General features: G+C 50.2%; 27 protein-coding genes. 15 read left to right on the forward strand and 12 right to left on the reverse strand.

Annotated features, from left to right (window positions below; all coding sequences use genetic code 11):
- The first annotated feature begins 238 nt into the window (after nucleotides 1–238).
- Together Q6A92_RS11200 and Q6A92_RS11205 are read left to right on the forward strand one after the other, a co-directional pair.
- Complete coding sequence (locus Q6A92_RS11200) at nucleotides 239–1,108, forward strand: NAD(P)-dependent oxidoreductase (protein ID WP_332238218.1); 870 nt, start codon at nucleotides 239–241, stop codon at nucleotides 1,106–1,108.
- Nucleotides 1,109–1,284: 176 nt separating this feature from the next.
- The gene (locus tag Q6A92_RS11205) at nucleotides 1,285–1,659 is read left to right on the forward strand and encodes a DUF423 domain-containing protein (RefSeq protein WP_274398959.1); all 375 of its coding nucleotides are present in this window, start codon (nucleotides 1,285–1,287) and stop codon (nucleotides 1,657–1,659) included.
- Between the two features lie 87 nt (nucleotides 1,660–1,746).
- On the opposite strand, the gene gerQ is transcribed toward Q6A92_RS11205, so the two are convergent.
- From gerQ to hemQ, 3 genes are all read right to left on the reverse strand, one after another.
- Nucleotides 1,747–2,286 carry a spore coat protein GerQ gene (gene gerQ, locus Q6A92_RS11210; protein WP_274398957.1) on the reverse strand — a complete coding sequence of 180 codons (540 nt, stop codon included), beginning with the start codon at nucleotides 2,284–2,286 and terminating at the stop codon, nucleotides 1,747–1,749.
- A gap of 87 nt (nucleotides 2,287–2,373) precedes the next feature.
- The gene (locus tag Q6A92_RS11215) at nucleotides 2,374–2,796 is read right to left on the reverse strand and encodes a cell wall hydrolase (RefSeq protein ID WP_274399198.1); all 423 of its coding nucleotides are present in this window, start codon (nucleotides 2,794–2,796) and stop codon (nucleotides 2,374–2,376) included.
- A 208-nt stretch (nucleotides 2,797–3,004) separates the two neighbouring features.
- Nucleotides 3,005–3,751 (reverse strand): hydrogen peroxide-dependent heme synthase, encoded by a 747-nt coding sequence (gene hemQ / locus Q6A92_RS11220; RefSeq protein WP_274398956.1) that lies wholly within the window; start codon nucleotides 3,749–3,751, stop codon nucleotides 3,005–3,007.
- Nucleotides 3,752–3,924: 173 nt separating this feature from the next.
- Here hemQ and pta point away from each other — a divergent pair, with 173 nt between their 5' ends.
- From pta to Q6A92_RS11240, 4 genes are all read left to right on the forward strand, one after another.
- Nucleotides 3,925–4,917: a phosphate acetyltransferase gene (gene pta / locus Q6A92_RS11225; protein ID WP_332238219.1), complete on the forward strand. Its 993-nt coding sequence runs from the start codon at nucleotides 3,925–3,927 to the stop codon at nucleotides 4,915–4,917.
- 53 nt (nucleotides 4,918–4,970) lie between these two features.
- Complete coding sequence (locus Q6A92_RS11230) at nucleotides 4,971–5,795, forward strand: hypothetical protein (protein ID WP_274398954.1); 825 nt, start codon at nucleotides 4,971–4,973, stop codon at nucleotides 5,793–5,795.
- Between the two features lie 287 nt (nucleotides 5,796–6,082).
- Nucleotides 6,083–6,244 carry a cysteine-rich VLP protein gene (locus tag Q6A92_RS11235; protein WP_274399197.1) on the forward strand — a complete coding sequence of 54 codons (162 nt, stop codon included), beginning with the start codon at nucleotides 6,083–6,085 and terminating at the stop codon, nucleotides 6,242–6,244.
- A gap of 196 nt (nucleotides 6,245–6,440) precedes the next feature.
- Complete coding sequence (locus tag Q6A92_RS11240; RefSeq protein WP_274398953.1) at nucleotides 6,441–6,713, forward strand: transposon-encoded TnpW family protein; 273 nt, start codon at nucleotides 6,441–6,443, stop codon at nucleotides 6,711–6,713.
- Nucleotides 6,714–7,037: 324 nt separating this feature from the next.
- On the opposite strand, the gene Q6A92_RS11245 is transcribed toward Q6A92_RS11240, so the two are convergent.
- The 4 genes from Q6A92_RS11245 to Q6A92_RS11260 form a co-directional block, all read right to left on the reverse strand.
- Entirely contained in the window at nucleotides 7,038–7,529 is a 492-nt protein-coding gene (locus Q6A92_RS11245) for a hypothetical protein (protein ID WP_332238220.1), read from the reverse strand.
- 407 nt (nucleotides 7,530–7,936) lie between these two features.
- The gene (locus Q6A92_RS11250) at nucleotides 7,937–9,133 is read right to left on the reverse strand and encodes an MFS transporter (protein WP_332238221.1); all 1,197 of its coding nucleotides are present in this window, start codon (nucleotides 9,131–9,133) and stop codon (nucleotides 7,937–7,939) included.
- Nucleotides 9,134–9,138: 5 nt separating this feature from the next.
- Entirely contained in the window at nucleotides 9,139–9,498 is a 360-nt protein-coding gene (locus tag Q6A92_RS11255) for a YkvA family protein (RefSeq protein WP_274398948.1), read from the reverse strand.
- 34 nt (nucleotides 9,499–9,532) lie between these two features.
- Nucleotides 9,533–10,060 carry a Chromate resistance protein ChrB gene (locus Q6A92_RS11260; protein WP_332238222.1) on the reverse strand — a complete coding sequence of 176 codons (528 nt, stop codon included), beginning with the start codon at nucleotides 10,058–10,060 and terminating at the stop codon, nucleotides 9,533–9,535.
- 812 nt (nucleotides 10,061–10,872) lie between these two features.
- On the opposite strand from Q6A92_RS11260, the gene Q6A92_RS11265 reads away from it, so the two are divergent.
- The 6 genes from Q6A92_RS11265 to Q6A92_RS11290 all read left to right on the forward strand — a co-directional run bounded on the left by Q6A92_RS11265 (nucleotide 10,873) and on the right by Q6A92_RS11290 (nucleotide 15,918).
- Nucleotides 10,873–11,634 carry a hypothetical protein gene (locus tag Q6A92_RS11265; RefSeq protein ID WP_274398946.1) on the forward strand — a complete coding sequence of 254 codons (762 nt, stop codon included), beginning with the start codon at nucleotides 10,873–10,875 and terminating at the stop codon, nucleotides 11,632–11,634.
- A gap of 39 nt (nucleotides 11,635–11,673) precedes the next feature.
- The gene (locus tag Q6A92_RS11270; RefSeq protein WP_274398945.1) at nucleotides 11,674–12,060 is read left to right on the forward strand and encodes a GntR family transcriptional regulator; all 387 of its coding nucleotides are present in this window, start codon (nucleotides 11,674–11,676) and stop codon (nucleotides 12,058–12,060) included.
- Nucleotides 12,057–12,749 (forward strand): ABC transporter ATP-binding protein, encoded by a 693-nt coding sequence (locus Q6A92_RS11275; RefSeq protein WP_332238223.1) that lies wholly within the window; start codon nucleotides 12,057–12,059, stop codon nucleotides 12,747–12,749. Before Q6A92_RS11270 ends, Q6A92_RS11275 begins: the two co-directional genes overlap by 4 nt.
- A complete protein-coding gene (locus tag Q6A92_RS11280) occupies nucleotides 12,739–13,680 on the forward strand; it encodes an ABC transporter ATP-binding protein (protein WP_332238224.1) in 942 nt (313 codons plus the stop codon). Before Q6A92_RS11275 ends, Q6A92_RS11280 begins: the two co-directional genes overlap by 11 nt.
- The gene (locus Q6A92_RS11285) at nucleotides 13,673–14,629 is read left to right on the forward strand and encodes an ABC transporter permease (RefSeq protein WP_274398942.1); all 957 of its coding nucleotides are present in this window, start codon (nucleotides 13,673–13,675) and stop codon (nucleotides 14,627–14,629) included. Before Q6A92_RS11280 ends, Q6A92_RS11285 begins: the two co-directional genes overlap by 8 nt.
- 1,004 nt (nucleotides 14,630–15,633) lie before the next feature.
- Nucleotides 15,634–15,918: a hypothetical protein gene (locus Q6A92_RS11290; RefSeq protein ID WP_274398941.1), complete on the forward strand. Its 285-nt coding sequence runs from the start codon at nucleotides 15,634–15,636 to the stop codon at nucleotides 15,916–15,918.
- A 204-nt stretch (nucleotides 15,919–16,122) separates the two neighbouring features.
- On the opposite strand, the gene Q6A92_RS11295 is transcribed toward Q6A92_RS11290, so the two are convergent.
- Nucleotides 16,123–16,752, reverse strand: coding sequence for a L,D-transpeptidase (locus Q6A92_RS11295; RefSeq protein WP_332238225.1), 630 nt, complete (start codon nucleotides 16,750–16,752; stop codon nucleotides 16,123–16,125).
- Between the two features lie 91 nt (nucleotides 16,753–16,843).
- A complete protein-coding gene (locus tag Q6A92_RS11300) occupies nucleotides 16,844–17,695 on the reverse strand; it encodes a lipoate--protein ligase family protein (protein WP_332238226.1) in 852 nt (283 codons plus the stop codon).
- 347 nt (nucleotides 17,696–18,042) lie between these two features.
- Between Q6A92_RS11300 and Q6A92_RS11305 the strand changes: the two genes are divergently transcribed.
- The gene (locus Q6A92_RS11305; protein ID WP_274398937.1) at nucleotides 18,043–18,981 is read left to right on the forward strand and encodes an NADP-dependent oxidoreductase; all 939 of its coding nucleotides are present in this window, start codon (nucleotides 18,043–18,045) and stop codon (nucleotides 18,979–18,981) included.
- 887 nt (nucleotides 18,982–19,868) lie between these two features.
- Here Q6A92_RS11305 and Q6A92_RS11310 read toward each other — a convergent pair.
- Complete coding sequence (locus tag Q6A92_RS11310; protein WP_274398936.1) at nucleotides 19,869–21,371, reverse strand: alpha/beta hydrolase; 1,503 nt, start codon at nucleotides 21,369–21,371, stop codon at nucleotides 19,869–19,871.
- 438 nt (nucleotides 21,372–21,809) lie between these two features.
- On the opposite strand from Q6A92_RS11310, the gene Q6A92_RS11315 reads away from it, so the two are divergent.
- A complete protein-coding gene (locus Q6A92_RS11315) occupies nucleotides 21,810–22,478 on the forward strand; it encodes a queuosine precursor transporter (protein ID WP_274398934.1) in 669 nt (222 codons plus the stop codon).
- A gap of 36 nt (nucleotides 22,479–22,514) precedes the next feature.
- On the forward strand, nucleotides 22,515–23,003 hold the full coding sequence (gene queF / locus Q6A92_RS11320; protein ID WP_274398932.1) for a preQ(1) synthase: 489 nt from the start codon (nucleotides 22,515–22,517) through the stop codon (nucleotides 23,001–23,003).
- Nucleotides 23,004–23,919: 916 nt separating this feature from the next.
- Here the strand turns inward: queF and Q6A92_RS11325 are convergent.
- Nucleotides 23,920–24,663, reverse strand: a complete 744-nt coding sequence (locus Q6A92_RS11325) for a CHAD domain-containing protein (RefSeq protein WP_332238227.1) — start codon at nucleotides 24,661–24,663, stop codon at nucleotides 23,920–23,922.
- On the reverse strand, nucleotides 24,635–24,793 hold the full coding sequence (locus Q6A92_RS11330) for a hypothetical protein (protein ID WP_332238228.1): 159 nt from the start codon (nucleotides 24,791–24,793) through the stop codon (nucleotides 24,635–24,637). The genes Q6A92_RS11325 and Q6A92_RS11330 overlap by 29 nt, the downstream gene beginning before the upstream one ends.
- Between the last annotated feature and the right edge of the window lie 280 nt (nucleotides 24,794–25,073).

A 25,073-nucleotide genomic window follows, 5' to 3' on the forward strand; every position in this document is an offset into this window, starting at 1 on the left:
TCCGCTGTCTTATAAACGTATAAAATTTCAGCAGGTGATACGATCAGAGGCCGAACAAACGCGGCATCCCGGCGGCCTGCCCGGCGCCCGGCCGTCCATGGCCGCCGCAACGGAACTCCATGCTTCGCTTAAAGGCCTGCCGATCGGCAAGTTTTCTTTACGTGAATTCAGCCGTTTTTCGTGCTATCGTTGAAAGAGAAGCAGAAATGGTGAAAAAGCATGAAAGCGAGTGGAGCTCATGAGTGAAAAAGCAGTCGGTTTTATCGGGACAGGAGTCATGGGTCGGGGAATGATCCGCAATCTGATGAAGGCCGGTTTTAAACTTTACGTTTATAACCGGACAAAGAGCAAAGCAAATGAATTTTTAGCTGCGGGAGCCGTCTGGAAGGCCAATCCGGCCGCTGTTGCCGAGACGGCCGATATTGTGATCACAATGGTCGGCTACCCGCAGGATGTCGAAGCCGTTTATTTTGATGATGGCATACTTGACCACGCCAAACCGGGTGCTTATCTGATCGACATGACGACGTCATCGCCGCAGCTGGCTGAAAAAATCAGCGCGGCGGCGCAAGAGAAAGGGCTGCACGCATTGGACGCTCCGGTTTCGGGCGGGGATGTCGGCGCGCAGAACGGCACCTTGTCCATCATGATCGGCGGCGAAAAAGAGGATGCCGAAACAATGGCTCCTGTTTTTCGGGCGATGGGGAAAAAGATCGTCTATCAGGGCAGAGCGGGATCGGGGCAGCACACCAAAATGGCCAACCAGATTGCCATCGCTTCGAATATGATCGGTGTCGCCGAAGCACTTTCTTATGCGAAACACGCGGGGCTGAATACGGACAAAGTGATGGAAAGTATCGAAACCGGAGCGGCCGGCAGCTGGTCGCTTTCCAATCTCGGCCGCCGGATGCTGAAGGGCGATTTCGAACCGGGCTTTTATATCAAACATCTGATCAAGGATGAACGAATCGCACTGGACTCCGCGGAAAGTATGGGACTGGATACCCCCGGCCTTGCTCTTTCAAAGAAAATTTATGAACAACTTGCCGATGCCGGTGAAGAAAACAGCGGTACCCAGGCAATCTTTAAAAAATATTGGAAAGAATGAGCGGCGTTTCCGATAATCGGTGTATGAAGCGAAAAGAAAAAAGACTGCCTGCCGCATTCGGCCTTGAAAGTGTTCTGCTGATTTCGGCTTCAGCCGGTCTCCGCGCGTTTTATTAAGCGGAACAAGCGGCGGAACACAGTCGGGTGCCGGTGATCCGGCAAAGGAGAGATAATTAGATGAAAATTTTTATTGCCCTTGGTTCCCTGCTGGCATTTCTTTCGGTTTCTTTCGGCGCTTTCGGCGCTCATGTTCTGAAACCGCATCTGGGCGAACATTACTTTCCCATTTTTCAGACGGGTGTCCAGTATCAGATGTTTCACAGTCTCGGCCTGATTTTGATCGGCATACTCGCTGCAAGTGTATTCCGCGGGTCGGCCGGTCTGCTGCAATGGGCCGGCTGGCTGCTGGTACTCGGCACGGTTCTGTTTTCGGGAAGCTTATATGCGCTGAGCCTCAGCCGTGTTGATGCGATCGGCATCATCACGCCGTTCGGCGGCGTAGCCTTTCTGATCGGCTGGGCTCTGCTGTTTCTTGCTGCCATCGTGGGATAAGCGCATTCGGGAGTCCTTCCAAGTAAAAATGGGCCGAAGTGAAATGGGCGGAGCAGCTCACTCAGCCCGTTCTTTTCCTGTCCGCCGTCATCTTCCGGCTGAAGGAGGCGCGTAGGGATAACTGTATTCCAGAGGCTCGTTAAACGTAAAATAATTGACGAATACCATCGGAATCAGATAACGCACGTTCGTTTGCTTATCAACGACAATCACGTGGTCACGGCCCGCCGCTTCGATCGTGCCGGTGAATTTTTTTGCGTTCCATTCCGTGTTCCCCTCAAATGTCGCGTAGACGGTGGCGGTTTTCCCAAGATTGAGCCTCAAAATGTTTTCAATATAGGATTGCTCGACGAAGGCCGGTGCGGTCGCTGCAGGTGCCGCCTGCGACGGGACGGCGGTTCCCGCAGGAATGGTATAGGACGGATATGGATAAGGCAGAGCCTGCGGTGCCTGCGTTGTTGCGGGAGCTCCCGACGGCGTGGCGAACTGTCCGGGGAAGGGGAACGAAGCACTTCCCGCCTGCTGCGGTGTCGGCTGCCCAGAAGCCCTCTGGTTCTGGGATTCTCCGTATTCCGGATTGAATGAAGCGCCGTAAGGCCAGTTTTCCGGTGGAAATTGATCGCTCATGATTTGAATCACTCCTTAGAAAAGATTAACCGGCACAGTCTCACTAAAAAATGAAAAATCGGGCTTTCCAAAGCGGGTCCGGCAGGATCAGTAGACCCGCGGGCATTCTGTCGGAGTAGGAGCAAAAAAGCAGTGCGCCTTATAACGCCCGGTGTTCCATTGATTGAACCACTGAGCCGGGCACACGTCCAAGGGCTTAAAGAACCAAAGCGAATTCGCTGCCGGATTGAAGCGCTCGCCGTTGATGACGCGCCTTGCCAGCCTTTTGTCCTGCGAACGCGCGGCCTGATAGAAATAACCGTGCTGCGTGGCCTCAAATCCGCCGGGACTTTGAAAGACCATCTGCTGAATGCTTGTGATGCCGTTAAAGTCGAGACAATTGCCCAGAACCCGGTTGACGCCGACATTGCCGACCAGCAGCATGCCGAGCCGTCCGTCTCCTTCGGCTTCTGCGCGCATCAGCCGGGCAAGCAGCGATACGTCGCTCGATGTATATTGGATGACAGCGATGGCCGGACACCCCCTTTTATCCGAACATTCCGGTTTGCGGACAGATTTCATTGACGTACAACACAGGGCTGTTTGCCGTATACTTTTAAAGACTATGCGGCTTGAAGCAAATGATGACAAAAGCGCGGAAGGACGTCCGCATGCCGCCGGTCGGCAAAAACGGCCCGCTCCCGGTTCGGGGGGCGGGCCGCTCGGCCTTTTTGCCGTGTCAGACGGCGAGCATCTTCCTGAACTTTTCTTCATCCAAAAGCGGTCCGACATAAAACGGCCCGAATTCGCCGTAACGGGCGCTTACCTCGTCGAATCGCATTTCATAGACGATTTTCTTGAACTGGAGTGCGTCATCTGAGAAGAGCGTAACTCCCCATTCCCAATCGTCGAAGCCGACCGAGCCGGTGATGACCTGCGTGATTTTTCCTGCATAGCTGCGCCCGATCATGCCGTGGCTTTTCATCAGTTCGCGCCGTTTTTCCATCGGAAGCATATACCAGTTGTCGTCCTGATCGCGTTTTTTATCCATTGGATAGAAACAGAAATAATCAGATTTAGGCAGAAGCGGGTACAGGCGCTCCCGGACGCGGGGATGGGCGTACGGATCGCCCTTGCCGCTGCCGAGATAATTGCTCAGTTCGACAACGGAAACATAGGAGTAGGCCGGTACTGTCACTTCGGCAAATTTCGATTTATTGAAGGCTGTTTCCAGTTCGTTCAGCTCGTCCATCGTCGGTCTGAGCGACATGATGACGAAATCAGCCTTCTGACCGAGAATGGAATAGAAGGCGTAGCTGCCTTCGTGATTTTGTTCAATTCGGTTCCACTCCGCCAGAAAATGGCTGAATTCCTGAACGGCTTCCTCTTTTTCATGAGCTGAAAGGGCTTTCCATAAAGACCAGTCAATAGTTCGGAAATCATGCAGGCAGTACCATCCGTCGAGTGTCTCTGCTGCTTCGGCCACGATAAGTCACCTCTTTGTCTGTTTGCTACTTATTTACTATAGCACAGTGCGGGGGCTGTCTGCGACCAAGTCATCTGCAATTTTCACCCTAATCAAATTAATTTTCAGGATGTAGGATCGGCTCATTTAGTTTATACTGAAAATACGCATTAATTTTAATTGGAGGGGCCAACATGGCAGATTTGTTTGACAGGCTTAAAGCTGAGGTGAAGGAAAAGAAACCGACGATTGTCTTCCCTGAGAGCGGAGATGAACGGATTCTGGCGGCGGTCCGGAAGCTGGCGGACGAGGAAATGGTTCAGCCTATTCTGATCGGAAAGCGCGGGCAAGCCGTGCCGGAGATAGGCGCACTGGCGGATCAACAGAAAATTCTGTTCAGGCATCCCGAAACGGAAACGAAGCTGGACGAACTGGTTGAAGCGCTCGTTGCCCGCAGGAAGGGGAAAACCGACCGTGAACAGGCACGAAAATGGCTCGCTGATCCCGTATATTACGGAACCATGCTCGTCTACATGGGGGAAGCGGACGGGCTGGTGAGCGGAGCCGTCCATTCCACGGCGGACACGGTCCGGCCGGCGCTTCAGATTATTAAGTCCCAGCCCGGGAAGAAAAGAATTTCCGGATCGTTCATCATGGTGAGAGACACGGAAGAGTTTGTTTTTGCCGACTGCGGCATTAACATTACTCCGGACAGTGAAACACTGTCGGAAATTGTGGTGGAATCGGCCGAAACGGCCAAACTGTTCGGGATCGATCCGAGAATTGCCATGCTCAGCTTTTCCACCAAGGGATCTGCGAAAGATCCGGCAATCGATAAAGTGACCGAGGCTGTAAAACTGGTCAGGGAAAAGGCCCCGGAACTTCTGATCGACGGAGAGCTGCAGTTTGATGCTGCTTATGTGCCTTCCGTGGCTGAAAGGAAAGCGCCGGGCTCCCCGGTCGGGGGACGGGCAAACGTCTTTATTTTTCCGAATATTGATGCCGGCAACATCGCTTATAAGATGGTCCAGCGGCTCGGCAGCTTTGTAGCAATCGGACCGATTCTCCAGGGCCTGAATAAACCGGTTAACGATCTGTCGCGGGGCTGCTCGGCGGACGATGTCTATAAGCTGGCAATTATTACAGCGAAACAGGCATTATCGCTTCGCCTGCATCAGAAAGCCTGATTGCCTTTTTCCCAGTCACTGTCATCCGTTTTAAGCCAGGGAGGGGATGCACAATGAAGAAACTGAGTGCCCTGATCGCCGCGGTATCGGCTGTTTTCTTGATTGCCGGCTGTGCGAACGGCAGCGCCGGAAGTTCAGGCGGAGCCAAAAGTTCAGCCGGACAGAGCCAGGTACAAAACTCGGAAGCGGGCAGCAGCACGGCTGCCAGCCGGAATGCTCGAACGGAAAGCAGCGCCTCGTCGAACGGCTCGTCCGTTGAACAAGGGTCGCTTGAACAGACTCAGCAGGAAATCCGGTCGGCACTGAAAACGACGGCAGGCCTTAAACTTCCGCAGATGGTTCCTGTTCCGAAGGGTTATTATATTTCGGCGCTTGCGCAGCACACTTCTTCCGGTTATACGGTCACTTACAAACAAACGGCCCGTCCGCTGAAAGTGAATGACCCGTCGCTTTCGCAGGCCCGGACTCTTGTCACACTGAAGGCCACTGTTTATTCAAGCGACGCAGAAGCCGGGAAGCAGATTTCTTTTCACCGCTATGGTGCTTCCGACGGCCAGTCGACCGATCTCGGCCACCGGATAACCGGCTACACGTCGGCGGGAGCCGGTACGGCCGGCGTCTCTTGGAATGAAGGGCGCTGGACACTGATGGCCCTGTCTCCGACGCCCGATCAGGTCAAAGCAATCAGTCTGGCGAAAAGTGTCGTTGCCTATCTGGATGTATATCTGCTGCCTGTTCCGCATCAATACGGCATGATTCAGGTTTATACGGATAGCCGGAAAAGCCTGGCCATGTGGCAGGACGGCCGGACCGTCTACCAGCTCACGGATGCTGCCGATCCGATGAGCCTGGTGCAGATTGCTGTTTCGGTAAAATAATAGTGATAAAGAGCTTAAATTCTAAAATAGGTCAAGCAAGATTGAACCGGTTTCCTTATTGCGGAGCTGTCCCTGTTGATGGACAGCTCCGCAATTTTTTGCTGATTCGGGTGAACGGTCCGATGACCGGGAATAATTTGTATCCTCTTCAGGTAAGCGCCTGTCTGTGAAAAAATTTTACCGTTTTTGGTGTTATATGCTCTAAGTGGCATCTTAATTTCTATGGTTAATGAACCTGAACCTAGTCCTATCATGGACTACGCCGATACCGATGGGCGCAGTAGTTGGTGCACGAGTGCTGCAACTATGATAACGGAAATTGCATCGCACTAGACGATGGAGAGAAATGGATCTGCGTTCAGAGTATTTTCTACTCCCCACTGTGTCGAGGGTTCCAAGCGGCCGTTCTCCCGCTGGATAAGAGACTGGAAAGCGCCCTACTCTACTGAGGGAGTGAAAAACACTGGTCCTATGCGAGGCGCTGTTCCTCCTCAGCTCCAACCGAGCGAGGACTGTTGCCGGACGGGGGCGTTGCCGTGTGGAGCGCCGCGAGACAACGGAAACGATACGTGATTTCTGCGTATTTAGGACTGGGAAAAACCTGATAAATCAAGGCTTCCAGTCACGCGCCGACAGGGGGCCTGTGTGTTTGTTTTTCAAGGCCCGGAAAGTGCCCCTTTAAGGCCAGTAAATTCCCATTTGATGATTAGTGCCGGGGTGCCTATGAACAAAAAAGCCATCGACAACTCCACTACATCTGCTGCTGTCCCGCCTATCGTAAAAGAAGAAAATGCCCCGTTTGTGAAGAAAATCGGCAAGGCCGTTTACCGGGTGCGAGTCCACATTAGCACCGCTGGCAGGGAGACCATGAGTAACAAAATCAAACGAATACTCCGAAATGAGATCAACCGGATGTGATACTCAAATTTCGATAAAACAGTCTTCGATAATTTGTTAAAGCAGATAGCGTGACATTGGGGAGCTATTGTGCCGTTTTAACATTAAATGGGAAAATTCGCCGAATTTTGATTGAATCGCGGCGCAGAAAAAAGGAACTTTTCCTCTGAACCGGCTGGAAAAGTTCCTTCGCTTCCTGTTCAAACTGTTCTCGAATTTATCCACTCTATCTGCCGGCCGGCTCATATGTTGTGTGCGGCTAAACGACCGCAGATTTTTTGTTGAAAAATAGTCACCGATGTCGGCAGCCGATTGTCTTTTCTTAAAATGACTGTCCGGCCGGGTTCAGGAACGGCCCTTTTTAGTCTTTTCCGGACGGAAGCCTTCTTCGATCAAGTATTCCCGTGCCTCGAGATATGTCCGGAAGGTGCCGTCCAGCAGTTCTCCGGCATAGACATTCCAAAGCTCGTTTTCGTAAATCACCTCCAGACTCTGGCCGCTGCGGTTTATCCAGATTTCATGATCGACTCCTCCGGCGGTTGCGGCCTCATAGGCGCCTTCTGCGGACAGGGCATGAATCGCCTTTTTAATGATCCCGCGCAATTCTTCCTCCGAGAAATCCCGGATGTTGACCATGCCCTTTGCATCGGGTTCGTATCCGTCGATATCCTTAGCGTAGACGTAGCCGTTGCCATTGGGATGCAGATGATAAATGACGTTCTTTTTATCTGCGACGCTATCCGCATATTGGAAATTAATCCTTCCGAGCGAGACTTCTTTTTTCTTAAGTTCGGGAAATGATTCAATAATTGACAGTTTTTGCTGGTAATCAAGCATCGAGATTGTTCCACTCCGTTTACTCCAATTTTTCTTCGGTTTATTATAGCATACAAAGGACGGGACAGTGAAACGCGGCCGGGGGACTGCATCCGCCCGGTCCTTAAGATTGGATCAATTTCTTATCGGCGTTTTCTTTCACCGTGAAATGTTTCCGTAAGGAATGAACGTAACGAAAACGATTGCCGCAGATAAAATAATCCATCAAAAACTTGATTGCCCATGACGAAATCATGTCTAAAATATGAATGCTGCTTTGTGAAAAGGGAGCTTGCCCGCTCCCCTTTCCCACATAATTTTTATCTTTCAAATTTATTTGAACCTATCGTATTTAGTCGAAATAAAACACAAAAAAAGCCAGCAATTGTTGACGATTTTGTCAGTATATTATTTTAGCCATTAGCGTTTTATTTTCCCGTCACATGATTGCGGACTATAAACAGAACCGGAATAGCGCCAAGCTGCAGAAGCACCGATATTCCAGCCAAAGCCGGCAATGAAATACTGTAGATGGCACCCATGATAAAACTGCCCATAAACCAGAACAGCCCGAATGCGGTATTAAATATGCCAAAGCCGGTTGCACGGTGATTTTTGGCGACAAGGCCTGTGACGATCGATTGCATGATGGATTCCTGCGCGCCCATTCCGATTCCCCAAAAGATGATTCCAACGATAATGAGCGCCGTGTTTCCGGTGAGGAATACAAATGGTGCAAAGCATGCCGAGATAGCTGTTGCTATGATGAGCGAAAGCAATCCTTTTTTATCGTAGAGCCATCCGAAAAACAGGGCGGACAAAGCGTCGACTCCCATTGCAACGGCATAAAGAGCAGGAATCATATTGTCTGCGAAAAGATTCTGATGCACCAGATGATAAGATATCAGCGAGAAATCGGCAAATCCGGCGGCAATCAAACTAATAGACACCATGTAAAACCAGAATGAGTGTTTAAAATGAATCTTTCCTTCGGCTTCTTTGGTTCTATCAAATGCATCCGGTGTCGGATAGATTTTTTTTGATATCAGTAACATAATAACAGAGAGTATGGCGGCGATGCCAAGCACCAAAAAGCAAACGGCGTATGCATTTTTTGTACCGGACGAACCTTTCAACGTCAGGATAACAAAAAGAATGACCGGGCTTATAAATGCACCGAGTTGATCAAGTGCTTCCTGAATGGCGAATCCCTTTCCCGCGCCTACTTCACTTGCGGCAAAGGAAACCAGCGTGCTTTTGGAGGGTGTTCGGATCGCCTTGCCGAGCCGTTCGAGAATAATTAGTCCACAGGCGTAAATCCAGCCGTTTGCGGGAACGATTGCGAGTAACGGGATGGCTATAATATTCATTGCGTAGCCAACGATTGTCATCGTCCAATACTTTTTCGTTCTGTCGCTGATAAATCCGGTAACCAGCCGAAGAGCGTATCCGATAAATTCACCCAGCCCTGAGACAAAACCGACCGTTGCGGCGGTCGCACCAAGGAGTCCGAGGTAAGGACCGATGATACTTCTTGCACCTTCGTAGGCCATGTCAGACAGAAGGCTTACAATTCCCAGCAGAATGATAAAAGAATAAGCGGCTTTTTTCATATTGTTCATCATTCAAATCACGACTCTCTGTGTAATAACTTAATGATTGCCACAGCTGCAGCGCTCAGAATTGCAAGCCAGAACAGGACGATTACGGCGGAAACAACATAATTTTTCGGCTCTTTGTCCGTTTCAAGTTTTTGGGCCCTTTCACGGCAATCTTCCATAATCTCAGATGGAATCAGCCGGATAGCAAGCCAAATAAGGGCGGGAAGAACAATTGCATCGTCGACAAATCCCAGAACGGGTATGAAATCGGGAATCAGGTCAATCGGGCTGAAGGCATATCCCACGATGATAATGGGTAAGATTTTTGCGTAACCCGGTGTTCGCTTGTCCTGATACGCCAGCCACAACGCAGAAATGTTCATCTTCATTTGTCTGGCCCATAGCCGGATCCTGCTTATCAGATTATTCATCATTTCTGTTGTATACCTCGTCACTGAACCGGCTCAACAAATCTTCGGACTTCTTCAGTCTCTCAGCTGCTTCGGATTTGAAGGAGCAATCGAAATAGTCTTTTCGGATGATCTTGTTCAGCCAGATGTGCAGTTTTTTAATTTCGTGCTCGTTCTCTTCGACTTCTGCATAGGTAAAGTTTTCTCTTTCCGTTTCGCGTTTTATTTCATGCTCGAAATCATCACATTTATCAAAGAATTCTTTAAAATCCTGTTTCCGTTCACTGTTGAAACCGTCGATTATTTTTTGATTTTGGGCCTCGTCTTCGATCACCGTGACACAATAGATGGATTTGCCGCCGTTCTCGCTGATCTGTTTTTCAAGGGCTTTTAGTTCTGATTTTGCAGCTTCGGATTCCGGAAGTATCCAAATCGATTGCAAAACATTGAGCGCGGCAATCGACTTGAGCTTTCTCCAAACAGCCATCCTGTTCTTATGCATTTCTCTTGGAATCTGATAGATAATCGTTATCCAATTCATGATAGGACCTCAAATGCTTTTGTAACCAGTATAACATGTTATACTGGTTACAATATATTTTTATTGTCATATTATCAGATAATGATGATTTTTTGCCGCTTTACAAATTACTTTTATCGTCTATAAAGGCCATGCCGGGCATTGACACACGGGGAAGCAGCGGCCTCCGGAGTGATAGTAGTTGTTTTAACATTATGTAAAAATTTTTGCTTGTAATAACCTTTCTTATAAACTGTGCCGTCAGCCGGCCCCAAAAATCTGCGGGGACTCATCCAGGCCGGCGGATGGCGTTCCGTGTACGGCCCATGCCCGTCCGCTGCTGTTGAAAGGGGCCGGTGCCTGTTAAATATTTTTTCTCAGTTCTGATCATTCACGCTTATTGATCCTTTGGCCATTACTGTTAATATTCAGCGCTTAACCGATGATTCTTTGACTGTAACTGTTGATAGTGGGCAGTTTACTGACGATAGAGCGGCGGTTATTGGATAAGAGTATAGATTCTCCAGCCTATACGGACGATTTTCGTCAGGATGTCGGCATACGCAGCAGATTGCGGCCGTTTTCGGATTTTAACACCATCTGCGCATGATCCCGTTTAAGAAATCTATTGCCGCTCGCTATGCCTATACCTGCTCTAATGAACGAATGACGGATTCACACCCCCGTCCGGCCGGATACATGAGCCGAGCGGATGCCCGGTTTTTGTTTTATGTCTTAAATTTTCTATTTTTGAATTGACATGATTTTCCGCCTAGTGTACTATTTAACTAGCACAGCAAAACAAAGATAAATCAGTAACTGGGGGGTTGACGATGGCGGCTTGGACGGCCTTATTAAAAAAGGAGATGCGGCTTGGAGGCCCTGGCTTTTTGATTTTCCTCATATCTCAGGCTGCCGTGATGGCTCTTGGCATTTATCTGGCCTATCGAAGCGGCAGCCGTACAGCGATGGCTGTAACCGGCCTGATTTTAATCGGGTTTCATTTTCTTTATCTATTTGGTTACATGGTTGTCAATGTCTCTATGGAAAAAAAGACTTTTCATTTGTGGCTGCACAATCCGCTGCCCGGTTGGTCGCTGCTGGCCGCAAAACTCGTCAGCGGCATCATCTACATGACGTTTTCGCTCCTTGTGATTGGAATCTATACATGGATCGGGTATCTGATGTCAGGTCCAATCCCGTTGTCCCATGGGATGCATATCTATCGGACCGGCATCCTGGTTATTGCTTATATTTACTGGATTGCGATTTACATAGGGATTGTTTTTATCTTTCTATGGCTGGTTTTTCTCTGCCTAAGATCGAGAATGGGCCGTGCGGCGTGGGCGATCATGATTGCGGGCATGGGAGCCGCTGTCTTTCTGTTAGTTAAACTTACGCAATATGGAATTTTTGCAGCCATCACAGAATGGGGGAAATTGCCGACAGGGTTTGTTGATTATTGGATCTCATCCGGCGTGCATGTTTATTCGGATCCGGTATATCTCGGCAGTTACGTGTTGGATCTTTTCGTCATGGCGCTTTTCTTTGCTTTATCGGCCTGGCTGATGGATCACAGACTGGAAATGTTTTAAAAATCTGTACCGGAAATCGTACGAAAGAGGGTATGGAAGATGGCAGAAACGTTTAACCCCTCTGTACCGATCTATCTCCAGCTTGGCGAGCGCATCAAGAACAGAATCATCCGCGGAGAAATCGGCGTCGGCGAGCGGCTGCCGTCCGTGCGGGATCTGGCGATTGCTTCGGGTGTGAATCCGAATACGGTACAAAGAACCTATCGCGAGCTGGAGGAGGAGGGTATTGTGGAGAAGCGCAGAGGGCAGGGGACCTATGTGACGGAAAATCAGGAGGCACTTGGCCGGATGCGCAATGAGCTGAAGAAACGGCATATCTCCGCCTTCGTTTGCGAAATGAACGAAATGGGTTATTCGGAGGCCGAAATGCTGGAAGGGCTGAAGCACTACTTTGACGAAAATAGTACAGGGGAGGGAAGGCAATGATCCAGCTGGAGCATGTATCGAAACGCTATCTGACAAAAAGGGCGCTGAGGGACGTCAGCCTGCAGATTGAACCGGGACATATTGTCGGCCTGATCGGCTCGAACGGAAGCGGGAAGTCGACGACGCTCAAATTGATCTCCGGCCTCATCCGTCCGACAAAGGGAACGGTGCTTGTCGACGGCGTCATGGCAAGCAGGAAGATCTGTACGAAAGTCGCTTTTTTGTCGGAACTGGACGCCTACTATACTTTTTTCACGGTAAAACAGACGCTCGATTTTTACGAGCAGACGTTCAGTGATTTCAATCGGGCAAAGGCGGAGAAGATGATCGACTTCATGAAGCTGGACCGTGACCAGAAAGTCAGGCACTTATCAAAGGGCAATCGCGGCCGGCTGAAGATTGTCGTCACACTGTCCAGAGACGCGCCGTTCATCCTCATGGACGAACCGCTGTCGGGGCTTGATCCGATGGTTCGCCGCTCGATCATCAAAGGGCTGATTTCGTTCATCGATCTTGAAAAACAGACGGTTGTGCTGACGACGCATGAGCTTCATGAAGTCGAACCGCTGCTGGACACGGTCATCCTGATCAGAAATGGCGAAATTCTTGATATGAAAAGTGTCGAAGAAATTCGCAGCAAGGAAAATCTCAGTTTAGTCGATTGGATGGTGAAAGAGTATGAACAATAAGGCCGAAACCGGGAAGAAACCTGCGGTCAAATTGGAACACGTGACCAAGAAATTCGGCAGCAGGACGGTGATTGATGATCTGAGCTTTGAAATCTACGGCGGCGAGGTTTTTGGCTTTCTCGGCCCGAACGGTGCAGGGAAAACGACAACGATCCGAATGGTCGTCGGTCTGATGCGGATGACGAAAGGCAATATTTTCATCCAGGGGCACAGTGTAAGAGGCGAATTTAAACAGGCGATGCGCCAGGTCGGAGCGATCGTTGAGAATCCGGAGATGTACAAATTCTTGACCGGCTATCAGAACCTTATCCATTATGCGCGGATGATCCCGGGAATCGACCGGAAACGGATCGACGAAGTCGTCGGTCTGGTCGGCCTGAAAGAGCGGATTAACGAAAAAGTCAAACGCTACTCGCTGGGGATGCGGCAGAGGCTCGGCCTGGCTCAGGCCCTGCTTCACCGTCCGTCCGTTCTGATTCTCGATGAACCGACCAACGGACTCGACCCGCAGGGCATCCGCGATCTGCGCAATTATCTGCACGACCTGACGCGCAAAGAAGACGTCGCGGTGATCGTCTCCAGCCACCTGCTTTCGGAGATGCAGCTGATGTGCGACCGAATCGGCATTATCCAGGAAGGCAAGCTGCTCGGCGTGGAAACGGTCCATGCATTCGTTCAGGAAGGCGGAGAAAAAGTCCGCCTAACTGTTGACGATGGTACCATGGCTGCTCAGGTGATTAAAGAAAAACTGGCGATCGAAGCAGATGCGGTCGAGGCTCAGGCGATTGAGCTGGCAATCCATCGCGAAAAGATTCCGGTTGTCATCGATACGCTGGTCATGTCCAAGGTGAAGATCTACGGCGTCGTTTCGGTAACCAAATCACTGGAAGACAGATTCCTGGAAGTGACTGGAGGGAAAGGCCTTGTCTAACTTTTTCGCACTCATTCAAAATGAAAATATGAAAATTTACCGCAGGAATGCCACCAAAGTGATGCTGATCATCCTGCTTGGCATCATTCTGGCCGCCGGACTGATCATTAAACTGAATCAGCCGGCGCCCAAGGAGAATCCCCAGTGGAAGCAGACTCTGGCGCTGCAAAATAAGGCCTATCAGCGCGAGATGGCGCAGGTTAAAGGAAGTAAGCAGGCCGTCAATTATTACAAGCAGACGATTGCCACAAACCAGTACCGGATCGATCATAATCTCAAGCCGGCATCGGGGATGACCCTGTGGAGCTTTATCGAACAGTCTGCGCCCAATGCCGCCCTGTTGATCAGTATTTTCACGATCATTGTCGTTTCGACCTCGATTGCCAGCGAATTCGATACCGGAACGATTAAGCTGCTGCTGATCCGGCCGATCTATCGAACGCAGGTGCTGCTGTCCAAATATCTTTCGGCTTTACTGTTTGCCGTCTTCTGCCTGGTTGTCCTCTTTGTCTTTTCCTGGCTGATCGGGGGTATCATGTTCGGATTTGGCGGAGTCACCGAAGCTCATCTGAGCTATATTAACGGCAAGGTGTACGAAACAAGCTGGGTGCTTGCGATCTGGAAAAACTATTTGCTGAGCTGTGTATCGCTGTTCATGATGGTCACGCTTGCCGGACTGATCGCCTCGGTCTTCCGCAACGGCGGGCTGGCAATCGGTCTGTCTATTTTCCTGCTGATGGCCTCCTCGATCATCATCTCGCTTCTTGAGAGCTACAGCTGGGTGAAATATGTCCTGTTCGCCAACACCGATCTGACGCAGTACACAACGGGGACGCCGCTGCGCAGCGACATGACACTCGGCTTCTCGCTGGCCGTGCTCGCCGTCTATTATGTTGTTTTTGTGATTATCGGCTGGCTGTTTTACACGAAACGGGATATCAAAGCCTGAACGTTTGCATGCTTAAAAGTATTGTTGAGTCCGCGCCTGCAATGACGGTGCGGATTTTTTATTAATAAAAATGTTTATTTCCTCAATTCATGTATCCAGCCGTGCTGCTGCGTGAATACGCTTTCATTTATTCTGAAAAGCGATCGGCCTGTATGAGCGCCGGTTTATTCTTTCGAATGTTCCGGCGAAAAGGGGGGATATTCTGCGCGGAAAGGCGTTAAATGGCGGAAACACCTGACCTTTTCTTCAGCTTGCCGTGTATTCGTATGAATCATAGAGAGAATATCGCTGGGAAGTCGCCATGAAAAGGGGCGGCCGCCCCGAATCCGGCTAGAGACGCCCCGAAATAGAGAAAAGTTGCCCCAAATCCGGCTAGAGACGCACCAAATAGAAGTGGTCGCCCCGAAACGGGCTAGAGCCGCCCCGAAATAGAAAAAAGTCGCCCCGAAACGGGCTAGAGACGCCCCGAAATAGAGAAAAGTCGCCCCAAATCCGGCTAGAGACGCCCCGAAATAGAGAAAAGTTGCCCCAATCCGGTTATAGTCGCACCAAATAGGAGCGGTCGCCCCGAATCCGGTTATAGTCGCCCCGAAATAGAGAGAAGTCGCCCCGAAACCGGGTACAGCCGCCCCGAAATAGAGGAAAGTCGCCCCGAATCCGGTTATAGTCGCACCAAATAGGAGTGACCGCCCCGAATCCGACCGCCAGCTGTCACAGCGGGCCATTGCCTATTTTTAAAGGCCTGCCAAACAGCAGGTTTTATTTATCCGGGCCGGCTGTCCGAAAGTTGATGCTGTTTCCGGATCGGCCGGTCCGAAAATTAAAAGGTCCGGTTCGGTATAAAAGTCGATTTTTTCCCAAAATTTATCTTTTGAAAGGGATCTCGGGCTAAGATGATAAAGGGATAGATCTTTCAGGAAAAGTTAAAAATTGCGTTGTACGATGTTTTTGTCCGATGAGGATGCGGTGCACAATCGCGGTTAAGCCAGTAAGGAGGAAAGATCATGAAAAACATTTTTTCATTTAAGGTCTGTGCGGCGGCGTTTCGGGTAAAACCGATGATTCGTTTCTACCGTTACTGTGAAAAAATGGGACAGACTGTCTATGTCTATGGGAAAAACAAAGTAGAGAAGGTCCATCAATTGCCGGAATTGCTCTCTTTTCTGTTTGCCAATCTATCGCGGGAAAACGATTGTCTGGTTGTCGTGGAGGGCGATCATGTGAAACAGCTGAAAAGGACGCTGCTGAAGGTCGGCGGTGCAGGGATGCTTGCAGAGGGTTACGCCTGAATCATTTTCCGCCGTCGGGTCAAGCCGGCAGAAAATCAATCCTGTCCGGCCAACTGGGCAGAGGACGGCACAGCGATCCAGCCGAAAAGTATCGCGGCCTGCCTGCCGCGGATGAGAGTACGGGATAAAAAAAGTGAAATGAAGCCGCTGAAATCTCCAGTAATAAAGGGATTTCAACGGCTTTTTAATTGTCCGGTTCCTCAATCAGGCCTGGATGACCACTTTTGTATTAAAAGGCACATGCTCGTACACCCATTTCGCATCCGGAACAGTCAAATGAATGCAGCCGTGCGAATCTTTCTGACCCAGCTTTTCGGCATCGGCAGTGAGCACATGCTGATTTTTGTCCATCGGCACACTGTGAAAAAGGAATTCGCCGTGGTTTTTCCAAGAGACCCAGTATTTAGCCCCTTCATTATATTGAGGGGTATAGAACCATTGGCCGCGTTCGGCCTGAATGTAATAGGTACCGGTCGGTGTCGCGTTGTCCGGGTCGGTACCCAGCCCTGTCGAAACGATCATGGTGTACAGCGTCCTGTTGCCGGTTTTTATATACACTTTTTGCTGTTTGATCGAGACGTCGAGCCAGATGTTTTCGCCTTTTTTCAGGACGGGATAAGCACCTCCGGACGGAGCGTTCCAATTAACGGAGGCATGGGATGCTGAATTTGCCTGCGTCGATGATGTCTTTGCCTGGTTCTTCTGAGTGGCGGAAGTGTCAATTCTGGACTTCTGCTGATCCGAATGATCGGCCGAATTTTGGGCGCATGCGGCCAGTCCCAGGCCAATCACGAATGCCAGCAGGATACAGCTGCTTTTTCTAAAAAAATTCATGGGTAATCTTAACGTCGCCCTCTCTATAAAATAAGCTAATCATCATATTAAATAATTTCGAAGCCGGCCGGTCCAAAAAGAGGGCCGCCGTTCAATCCTGCTGCGGATGGATGGCATCGTTGCCGAACGCTTTTTCATTGCGGCGGATCATCCGCTCGTAATAGATGCCGAACTGCCTGCTCTCGCGATCGGAAAGAGCAGACGGCACGACTCGGCCGAGTGACTGTAAAGTCCGGAGAATGGCAGTGATGATCATGGAGACAGTCAGTCTCTGACCGCTGATTTCCGCGAGTGAAGCCATCACGAGCGGATCGATATTCGGGTAGGCGAAGCGGGTTTTCTCTCCTTGAAGACCCATTTTGTAAAAGTTGCGGATTAGCCGCGCCCGTTCCGGCCCGCTGCCGCCCACGCACAGATAGATCTGCACGGCGACGCCGTTTCTGATCCGGCGCTGCGAGATGCCGGCAAATTTTCGCCCCTTGGTGCTGAGATCATAGCGCCCCGGACAATAAGAACGGGCGATTTCTCCGGTTTCGAACGAAATGGCAAACGGTGTCAGCATTTTTTTTGTAAAGTCGACCATCGCCTGAAATGATTCGTCAATCGACAGCGGCTGTTCTTTTTCGGAAAAAATCAGCGTGAGATTCAGTACATCGTCATCCAGTACAACGGCCAGCCCGCCGGAATTTCTGACCGCATAGCGGTAGCCGGCGCGACGAAGGACCTGAAGTGCATCGTTCAAGTGCGGAAGCCGCGTATCCTGAATACCGAGCATGACCGTCCGGCGATGCACCCACAGCCTGGCCGTGCACGGAGACTCTCCTGCACCGACCGACCGGCACAGTGTATCATCAACAGCAAAAGACTGTCTGCCGTCAAAACCGCTGCCAAGTGAAGATTGGTCGATCACTCGCCAGACAGGCTGATCAAGGAGGAGAGACATTGCGCATCGCACCTTTCAATCTGTATCTCGTCTTATTATAACGTATGCCCGCCGCCGGTTGCACCGTATTTGCTGGAAAACAGCCATAGGGCTGATTCCGGAAACCGGCAGTCACGGTTCCGGCCGGGCTTTGCTGCTCACCCGAAAAATAGAGGCAAGGTCATGGGCGGCGGTGTCTGGCATCGTCCGGTTCAGAAAACGCATCGCTCCGCCCGCAGTTTGCCACTGCCGGCGGAGCCATTTCAGACTCCGGTGCAAAATAACACCGCAAAGAAGCAGATTCTTTTCCTTTCCGCACCGGTCGGGTTATGATGGCTTTATAACAGACGCAGGAGGTTTTACTTTTTATGAAAGCCGTTGTCATCGATCGATATGGAGGCAAAGAAGAATTACATGAAGTTCAAGTTGAAAAACCGGTTCCCGGCCCGCACCAAGTGATCGTGAAATTGTCCGCGACGTCGGTCAATCCGATTGACTGGAAGCTGCGTGAGGGTTTTCTGAAACAAATGTTTGACTGGCCATTCCCGATAATACTCGGTTGGGATGCTGCCGGAATCATTACGGAAGTCGGCGAGCAGGCCGCCGGATGGAAGAGAGGCGACCGTGTCTTTGCGCGGCCGGCGACCACGCGATTCGGAACCTATGCCCAATATACAGCCGTGGATGACGATCTGCTTGCCCGCATTCCGGAAAATATTTCGTTCGCCGAGGCAGCTTCTGTCCCGCTCGCCGGATTGACGGCTTGGCAGGCCCTATTTGATCATGCCGATCTGAAATCCGGGGAAAAAGTGCTGATTCATGCCGGAGCAGGCGGTGTCGGCAGCTTGGCTGTGCAGTTCGCAAAGGCACGGGGAGCGTATGTGATTGCCACGGCCGGAGCGGAAAACAGCGATTTTCTGAAATCGCTGGGCGCTGACGAAGTTATCGATTATCACACGGCGCATTTTGAAAATGTGCTCTCGAATATTGATGTTGTGTTTGATACGATGGGCGGAGAGATTCAGAAGGCAAGCTTTAAAGTGCTGAAAAAAGGCATGGGCAGGCTCGTTTCCATTACCAATGCGCCCGACCGGACGCTCGCCGAACATTACGGGGTGTCGGCGGTATCGATCTGGCTCAAGGAAAACGGCAAACAGCTCAGCGAAATAGCCGGTCTGCTTGCATCCGGAAAGGTGAAAGCAGTCGTCGGCTCCGAATTTTCTTTTTCAGAACAGGGAATCAAAGAAGCCCACGCCTTGAGCGAGACGCATCATGCGCGCGGAAAAATCGTCATTACGTTTGATTGAAAGGCCGGAAAAACCGGCGGGCAGCAAAAAGACGCCCGCATGCCGAACCTGGCCGGAAAGACGCCGGAACCGGCCGAAAAACTGATAAATCTGACCGAAAGACTAGAAATTCAGCCGGAAGAGCACCTAATTCGGCTGCCGGCTTTTCCCGGAATCCGAAGCGGGTCTAATGTCAGTTGAACGGCGGCCGTGTCAAGGCCGGATCCGATCCGAAATTTAAAGCGTGAATGCAAAACTGAAAATTGAGGCCGAAACGGTGAGCGGGTTCAGCACCCATTCACTGAATCCGGTGTGCATGAATGTGCCGGTAAAAGTGATGTGCGACTATTTTTTAACAACAAGACCATTGTTTGGCCGGATATCCTAAAAACGCCGTCGCGGATCGCGCCGAAACACCAGCGCTTACAGCCTCGCGCTGGCAGATAATGAAGAGGAAACGATCAATGCGCTCGATCGTCCCGACGGACGAAGCGGTCCCGTTCCGGGTAAAATTCCGGAGCCTTCCTCGTCCCCGGCAGAATTTTTGAAGAAATCTGATGCCGATCCGTCAAAAGCGGGCATTCGCTAAAACGATGCCCGCGATTTCAATTTAAAAAGGCTGGAAAAAGTCCTGGATGAATTCGGCCGTGACTTCCTGAAGAAAGTCCGAAAGGAGTTCCACGAGGAGAAAGCCGGACAACACTATCAAAAAGGACCGGAGCCACTCCGGTTCTTTTCTTTTAGGCTCTTGACAGCCTTTTTTATACGTAAAAGTATGGCTAACGGCCCGGCGCGATGTGTTAAAAAATCTGATCCGCTCCGCCCGATAAGCTCCCGCCCTGACCAATGGGACCGCTCCCTGCGGAATCCGCAGCCGCGTCGCACCCTATGCGGCCGGATCCGTTCCCTCAGCTGAGATGATCCAGTTTTTCCTTACAGAATCCGTCGTAGGGTTCGACTGCCGTCCCCGCCTTGAGCATTTCCTTAGCCAGCAAAGTCTGATCCTCGGATTCCAGTTCCTCCAATAAACGAATCATGATTTGTGAAAGCCGAATTTCCAGTTTTTCAATCAGTGAACCGCTCCACTCATCCTGGAAGACGGCAAGACAGGAAGGATTATAGATATTCAGTTTATGAATAAACTGTTCAGTGCGTGCGGCGAGCGGAATCTCCTTCAGAAGCAGCGGTTTAAGGTCTTCCATGAAATCGAGCAGATCGCATTCGAATTTTACGTTAAGGGCGACCGCTTCCCGGCTGATCATCAGTGCGTGATCGAGCGAATGCTGAAAAATTTTGTTCAGGTGGTTCAACTGGACGCGCAGACGGGTTTTTGCCTGAGAAGCGGCAAGCTCGGGCATGAATGTGTCGATCAAAGCCGTACGGGTCACAGAGCCGTGATTCATGATGATGTAGAAAAGCAGTTCCCTGGCGTGGCGCTGATTCCACTTGCCTTCAATGGGGCGCTCATCCCAAAGTATCTCAACGGTGCCCTTCATGACCGTCATTCTCAAAGAGGGACGGCGGATGTGCAGTTCACTGAATCCTTTGTCAAGAATCCTTTTTAATTCGTCTGCCGCTTTTTGGTGGGCTGCGGAGAAGGGGAAAGGCGCCTTTTGGCCGCGAATAAAAAAATTTAAACGGGCAGCCACAATTTTCGGCTGATCCAGTTCGATGAGATGCGAAGCCTCGGGAATAATGAGTCCTCTGCCGTTTGGCAGTTGTGAGGCAAGAATGACGGACAGATTTGCCGGGAATAACGGGTCGAATTCGCCGCTCATAATCAGAACCGGCAGTTTTAAGCGGCTCATTTCCCGAATCAGGCTGAAGCGATCGGCAAATGTCTGATCCGTCATCACAGTAATGATCTGTTCGAAATTCCGGGCCGACACACGGTTGAACGCATTTGTGATCAGCGTTGTTTTTCCGGGAGTAACCGGATACACATTTTCCGCAACAATCTTTTGGGTCAATAAGCGGCGGTCGACTGTAAACAGCCGAATGATCGTGTGTAATTCTTTTCTATAGATTTCTTCCGGGACATAAAAGGGCATGGACATAAAGCTCAGTGTCCGTACGAGGCGGGGATAGTTTTCCGCGAACAGAAAAGCAAGCACGCCGCCGAATCCGCTGCCTGCCAGATGGACGGTGTCAAGGCGCAGTGTGTGCATCAGCGACAGTATTTCACGGAAAAGCTTTTCAAATGAAACGGGGCCGGCACTGTCCGTCGTTTTCCCATGGCCGAAATAATCATAGACGAGAATGTTAAAGGACGGATCCAGAAACGGAACAAGTGCGTGCCAGACCGTTGAATCAACGCTCAGATCATGAAGCAGCAGCAGGGTCGGATTTTTTTTATCCAGATAGCGATAATCATAATGAAGACGGTAATCATCAATATGAAGGATCGGCACGATCAGTTCCTTCTTTCAGATCAGTAGATTTAGGGGAGGTTTAAACCGGGCCTTTGCCCGCCGCTGTGGGATGTTGCAGGATGTTCAGGTGCCTGAGGGCCTGCAGACGGACGGCATAAGGGCTGAAAGCGGGATGATACACGATCTCTTTATTGTTTTTGACAGGAATCCGTTTTCATCTGCTTTTTTGGCAGACACGGGCTTCTTGTTCCGCGGGTTTAACCTGTGTCGCGATCAGAAGGACGCTGCTCATACTTTTTACCCAGGCAGGTAAAAATGTACTATAAAATATTATAAACAAATCTTCAGAAATCGGAAGAAAAAAGAACTGAATCTTGCCCGATCCACGTTTTATCATTACAATAGAGAGCGTAAATTGGACGGCAGAGTTCGAAACCCTCCTCTGCCTTAGCAAAAAAACTACGGGAGCGATAACGAATGGATCACACAAAACAAACTGCCGGCGTCCCCTTCAGACTGCTCATCCTGGCGATGCTTTTTGCCACCTGCCTGATCGCCGCCAACCTCGCAGCATCAAAAATTTTCTCACTCGGCGGATGGTCAATGACCTCCGGCATTATTATCTATCCCTTAACTTTTCTCATCCTGGATAGCATGACGGAAATCTGGGGCAAGCAAGTCGCCCGCAAAATCGTCTGGATCGGGCTGGCGGCGAATATTCTCTTTACTTTGCTGCTGCAGGCTGCGGTTCATCTGCCGCCGTCTCCGTTCTGGAGCGGCCAGCGGGCCTATGCGGCCGTGCTCGGTGCCGTGCCGAGAGTGGTTTTCGCGTCTCTCTGCGGCTATACTGTCTCGCAAATGCTTGATATTGCCATTTTCATCCGGCTGAAGGAGCGTACGAATGGAAGAAAGCTGTGGCTGCGCAGCTGGATGAGCACCGCTGTCAGCCAGCTGGCCGATTCCACGGTATTCATGTTCGTCGGTTTTTCCGGCACGCTGCCTCTTGCCGTCATTCTTTCAACCATTGGCAGCGAGTATATTCTCAAATTCTCCTACTCGGTCATCGGTGTTCCGCTTATCTATCTGGCCGTTCACTGGGCGAGGGGAAAAGGACGGCCGGCTGCAGCGGTTTCGGAGATTCGCTGACAAGCATAATAATTGAAGCACTGGGAGGCGCCGATCATGACGGACAGAAAAAAAGAAGGGCTCACTCAGCTCGGCAATAAAGCAACAAACTACATTTTCGACTACGACCCGGGCGTGCTGGAAACATTTGAAAACGCGCATCCGGGCCGGGATTATTTCGTAAAATTCAATTTTCCGGAGTTTACGAGTCTCTGCCCGATTACCCATCAGCCGGATTTTGCGACCTTGCATATCAGCTATGTTCCGGCTGAACGGATGGTCGAAAGCAAATCGCTGAAACTTTATCTGTTCAGTTTCCGCAATCACGGCGATTTTCATGAGGACTGCATCAATAAGATCGCCGATGATCTGATTGCCCTGATGGATCCCGAATATTTGGAAGTGTGGGGCAAGTTCCTGCCGCGGGGCGGGATCAGCATCGATCCTTATGTCAATTACGGCAAGAAGGGCACCGTCTGGGAAAAAGTCGCTTTTGACAGGCTTTCAAGGCACGACATGTATCCTGAAAAAATCGATAATCGCTGATAAGGGTCAATAAAAAGCTTTTAAACAGGCAGCACATCGGCCGGGCTTCCGGCGATGGGGCGGCCTGTTTTGTTTGATCGCCATCGATCAATAAAATCTGCGCATTCAACGAATCCTATCAGATCCCCGCTCTATTTACATTAATTCGCGAAATGGTTCGTTCTGTGCAGAGGTACGGACAGCGGGATGGCTTGTCTGGAATCGAATGGTCTGCCCGGCCTCCAGGCCATCTCAAACACGAAACAATCGTTTGATTAGTTCCGCCGCGCCGGCTGTCATCACAAAAAAGCAATTTCCGGCGCCAAAACCAAGAAGACTGCCGCTGCGGCGGTACATCGATTGATTCGGACTCTATACCTCCCGGTGACCCATAATCAAACCTATGACTATGGCCTGGCCATTCGAAGATAGTCCGCTGTACGTTTCTATCCTCTATCCGCCTGACTGAAAAGATCCACCGGGCCAGGCCTCCTTTGGCATACCCTTTTTTGACCAGAAACTCTTAAAGATTCCGCTTTCTGCATTATTTTATTTAAGGGCTTAACTAATAGTAGAAGACCGCGGACAAGGCCCGGTAAAACACCGTCGATCGGAAAACCCGGCTTTACCGTATTAGCGAGGGCTGTGCCGTCTCAGGCCGAACGGGATCCCGCGTTCGGCCGCTTCTGCAACAAATTTTTAAAAACCTTTGAGGCATCTGCTGGCTGTCCAATGGGAGGCCGATCCCGAGGATCCACGTATTATACCGGGCAGGCTCCCTCTTTGGCCATCTCCGTAAACGGCTATTTCCAATGCCTTCCTTATAATAAAAAAAACGGCAGCCGGCAAATCATCGGGTCGTTTAAAAAGGCGCCTTCTTCACCGAAAAGGAACAGATAAAGGAAAACGGCGGAAATAAGCAGAAGCAGTTTGGTTCCTACCGCGTCAGCCTATAAATTTTGATCATTTTTTTGGTGCTGTGCCAATCGCTATCGAGGGATTTTGCCTTTCTTTTTTCACTTTTTCTCAAATAATCGGCGGATTGACGGACTTCATCCGAAGGAACGGAATTTTTTTCGGATAGTTCCAGCACAATAGCGCAGGAAGTTTGGAAGTCATGGATGTCTCCGATCGTCTGAAGCAGTTTTTTGAGCCTTCGGTAGAGTTTTTGACCCTTCATATCCAGAATCGGGAGAAATAACTCCAGGATCGTTTTGATTTTTTTACCCGCGATTCGGAACCGATGCAATTGATCGGGTGCGGAAAAATCGGTTTTTCTGCCCAGTTTTAAGTATTTTTTTAACATGACGCTCAGTTCGCTCCGGACATAATCGGAAACGGCCGTTTCAAGACGGGCCGAATCATTCCATTCAATCGCCGCCGGCCAGTCAATGGGCACTATTTTGGATTTTCCGTCCGGGCCTGCCAGTTTCTTGCGCAGACTGTCCGATAAATCCAGCCGCTCTGCCCGGACAATGCTGCTCAGGACGCTCGATTTGTTGAAGCGGCTGCAGTTCGAAATGAGAATATCTAAATCCCGTATGGCTGCCAGAGATTTGTTTAAATGTTTCAGTCCGCCGTTTAATGAATCGTAGCAGCCGCTTGTGATCATTTTTTTGATAAAGAATAAGAGGGAGCGTATCTTTCTGATTTCAAGGCGCATCTGGTGCACTGTTTCCACGGCGGAAGCATCCGACATAAAGTCTGCCGTGTCGGATTTCAATCGCTTTGAAGCGGACACTAGAAATTTGATCATCGTTTTTTTTTATGTCGGCATTGATTTCAAATGGCATGCTTTCCTGTTTCATCATCTTAACAACCCCCCTCGTTGTTTGTCTGAATGCTCGATTGTCTGTGTGATTGCGGTAGAATAGGTAAACTCTTAAGGAAACACAATATGAAGCGCTTTCATTTTTGAACTTATCCACTCTTGCCGCCGAAAAGGCATCGCCTATTTCTGCCAAGCCCGGGACGGTGAACCCCGCCGCAGCGGATTCTGTACGGCACCGGCCGGGAAGTTTTCTTGTTCACATCTGAATATGGAGACATTTCTCTATCTTTATTATAGAGAATGTGCGTTCTAATTAAAAG

The organism is Sporolactobacillus sp. KGMB 08714 (assembly GCF_036598985.1).
In the GTDB taxonomy this organism is placed as follows: domain Bacteria; phylum Bacillota; class Bacilli; order Bacillales; family Sporolactobacillaceae; genus Sporolactobacillus.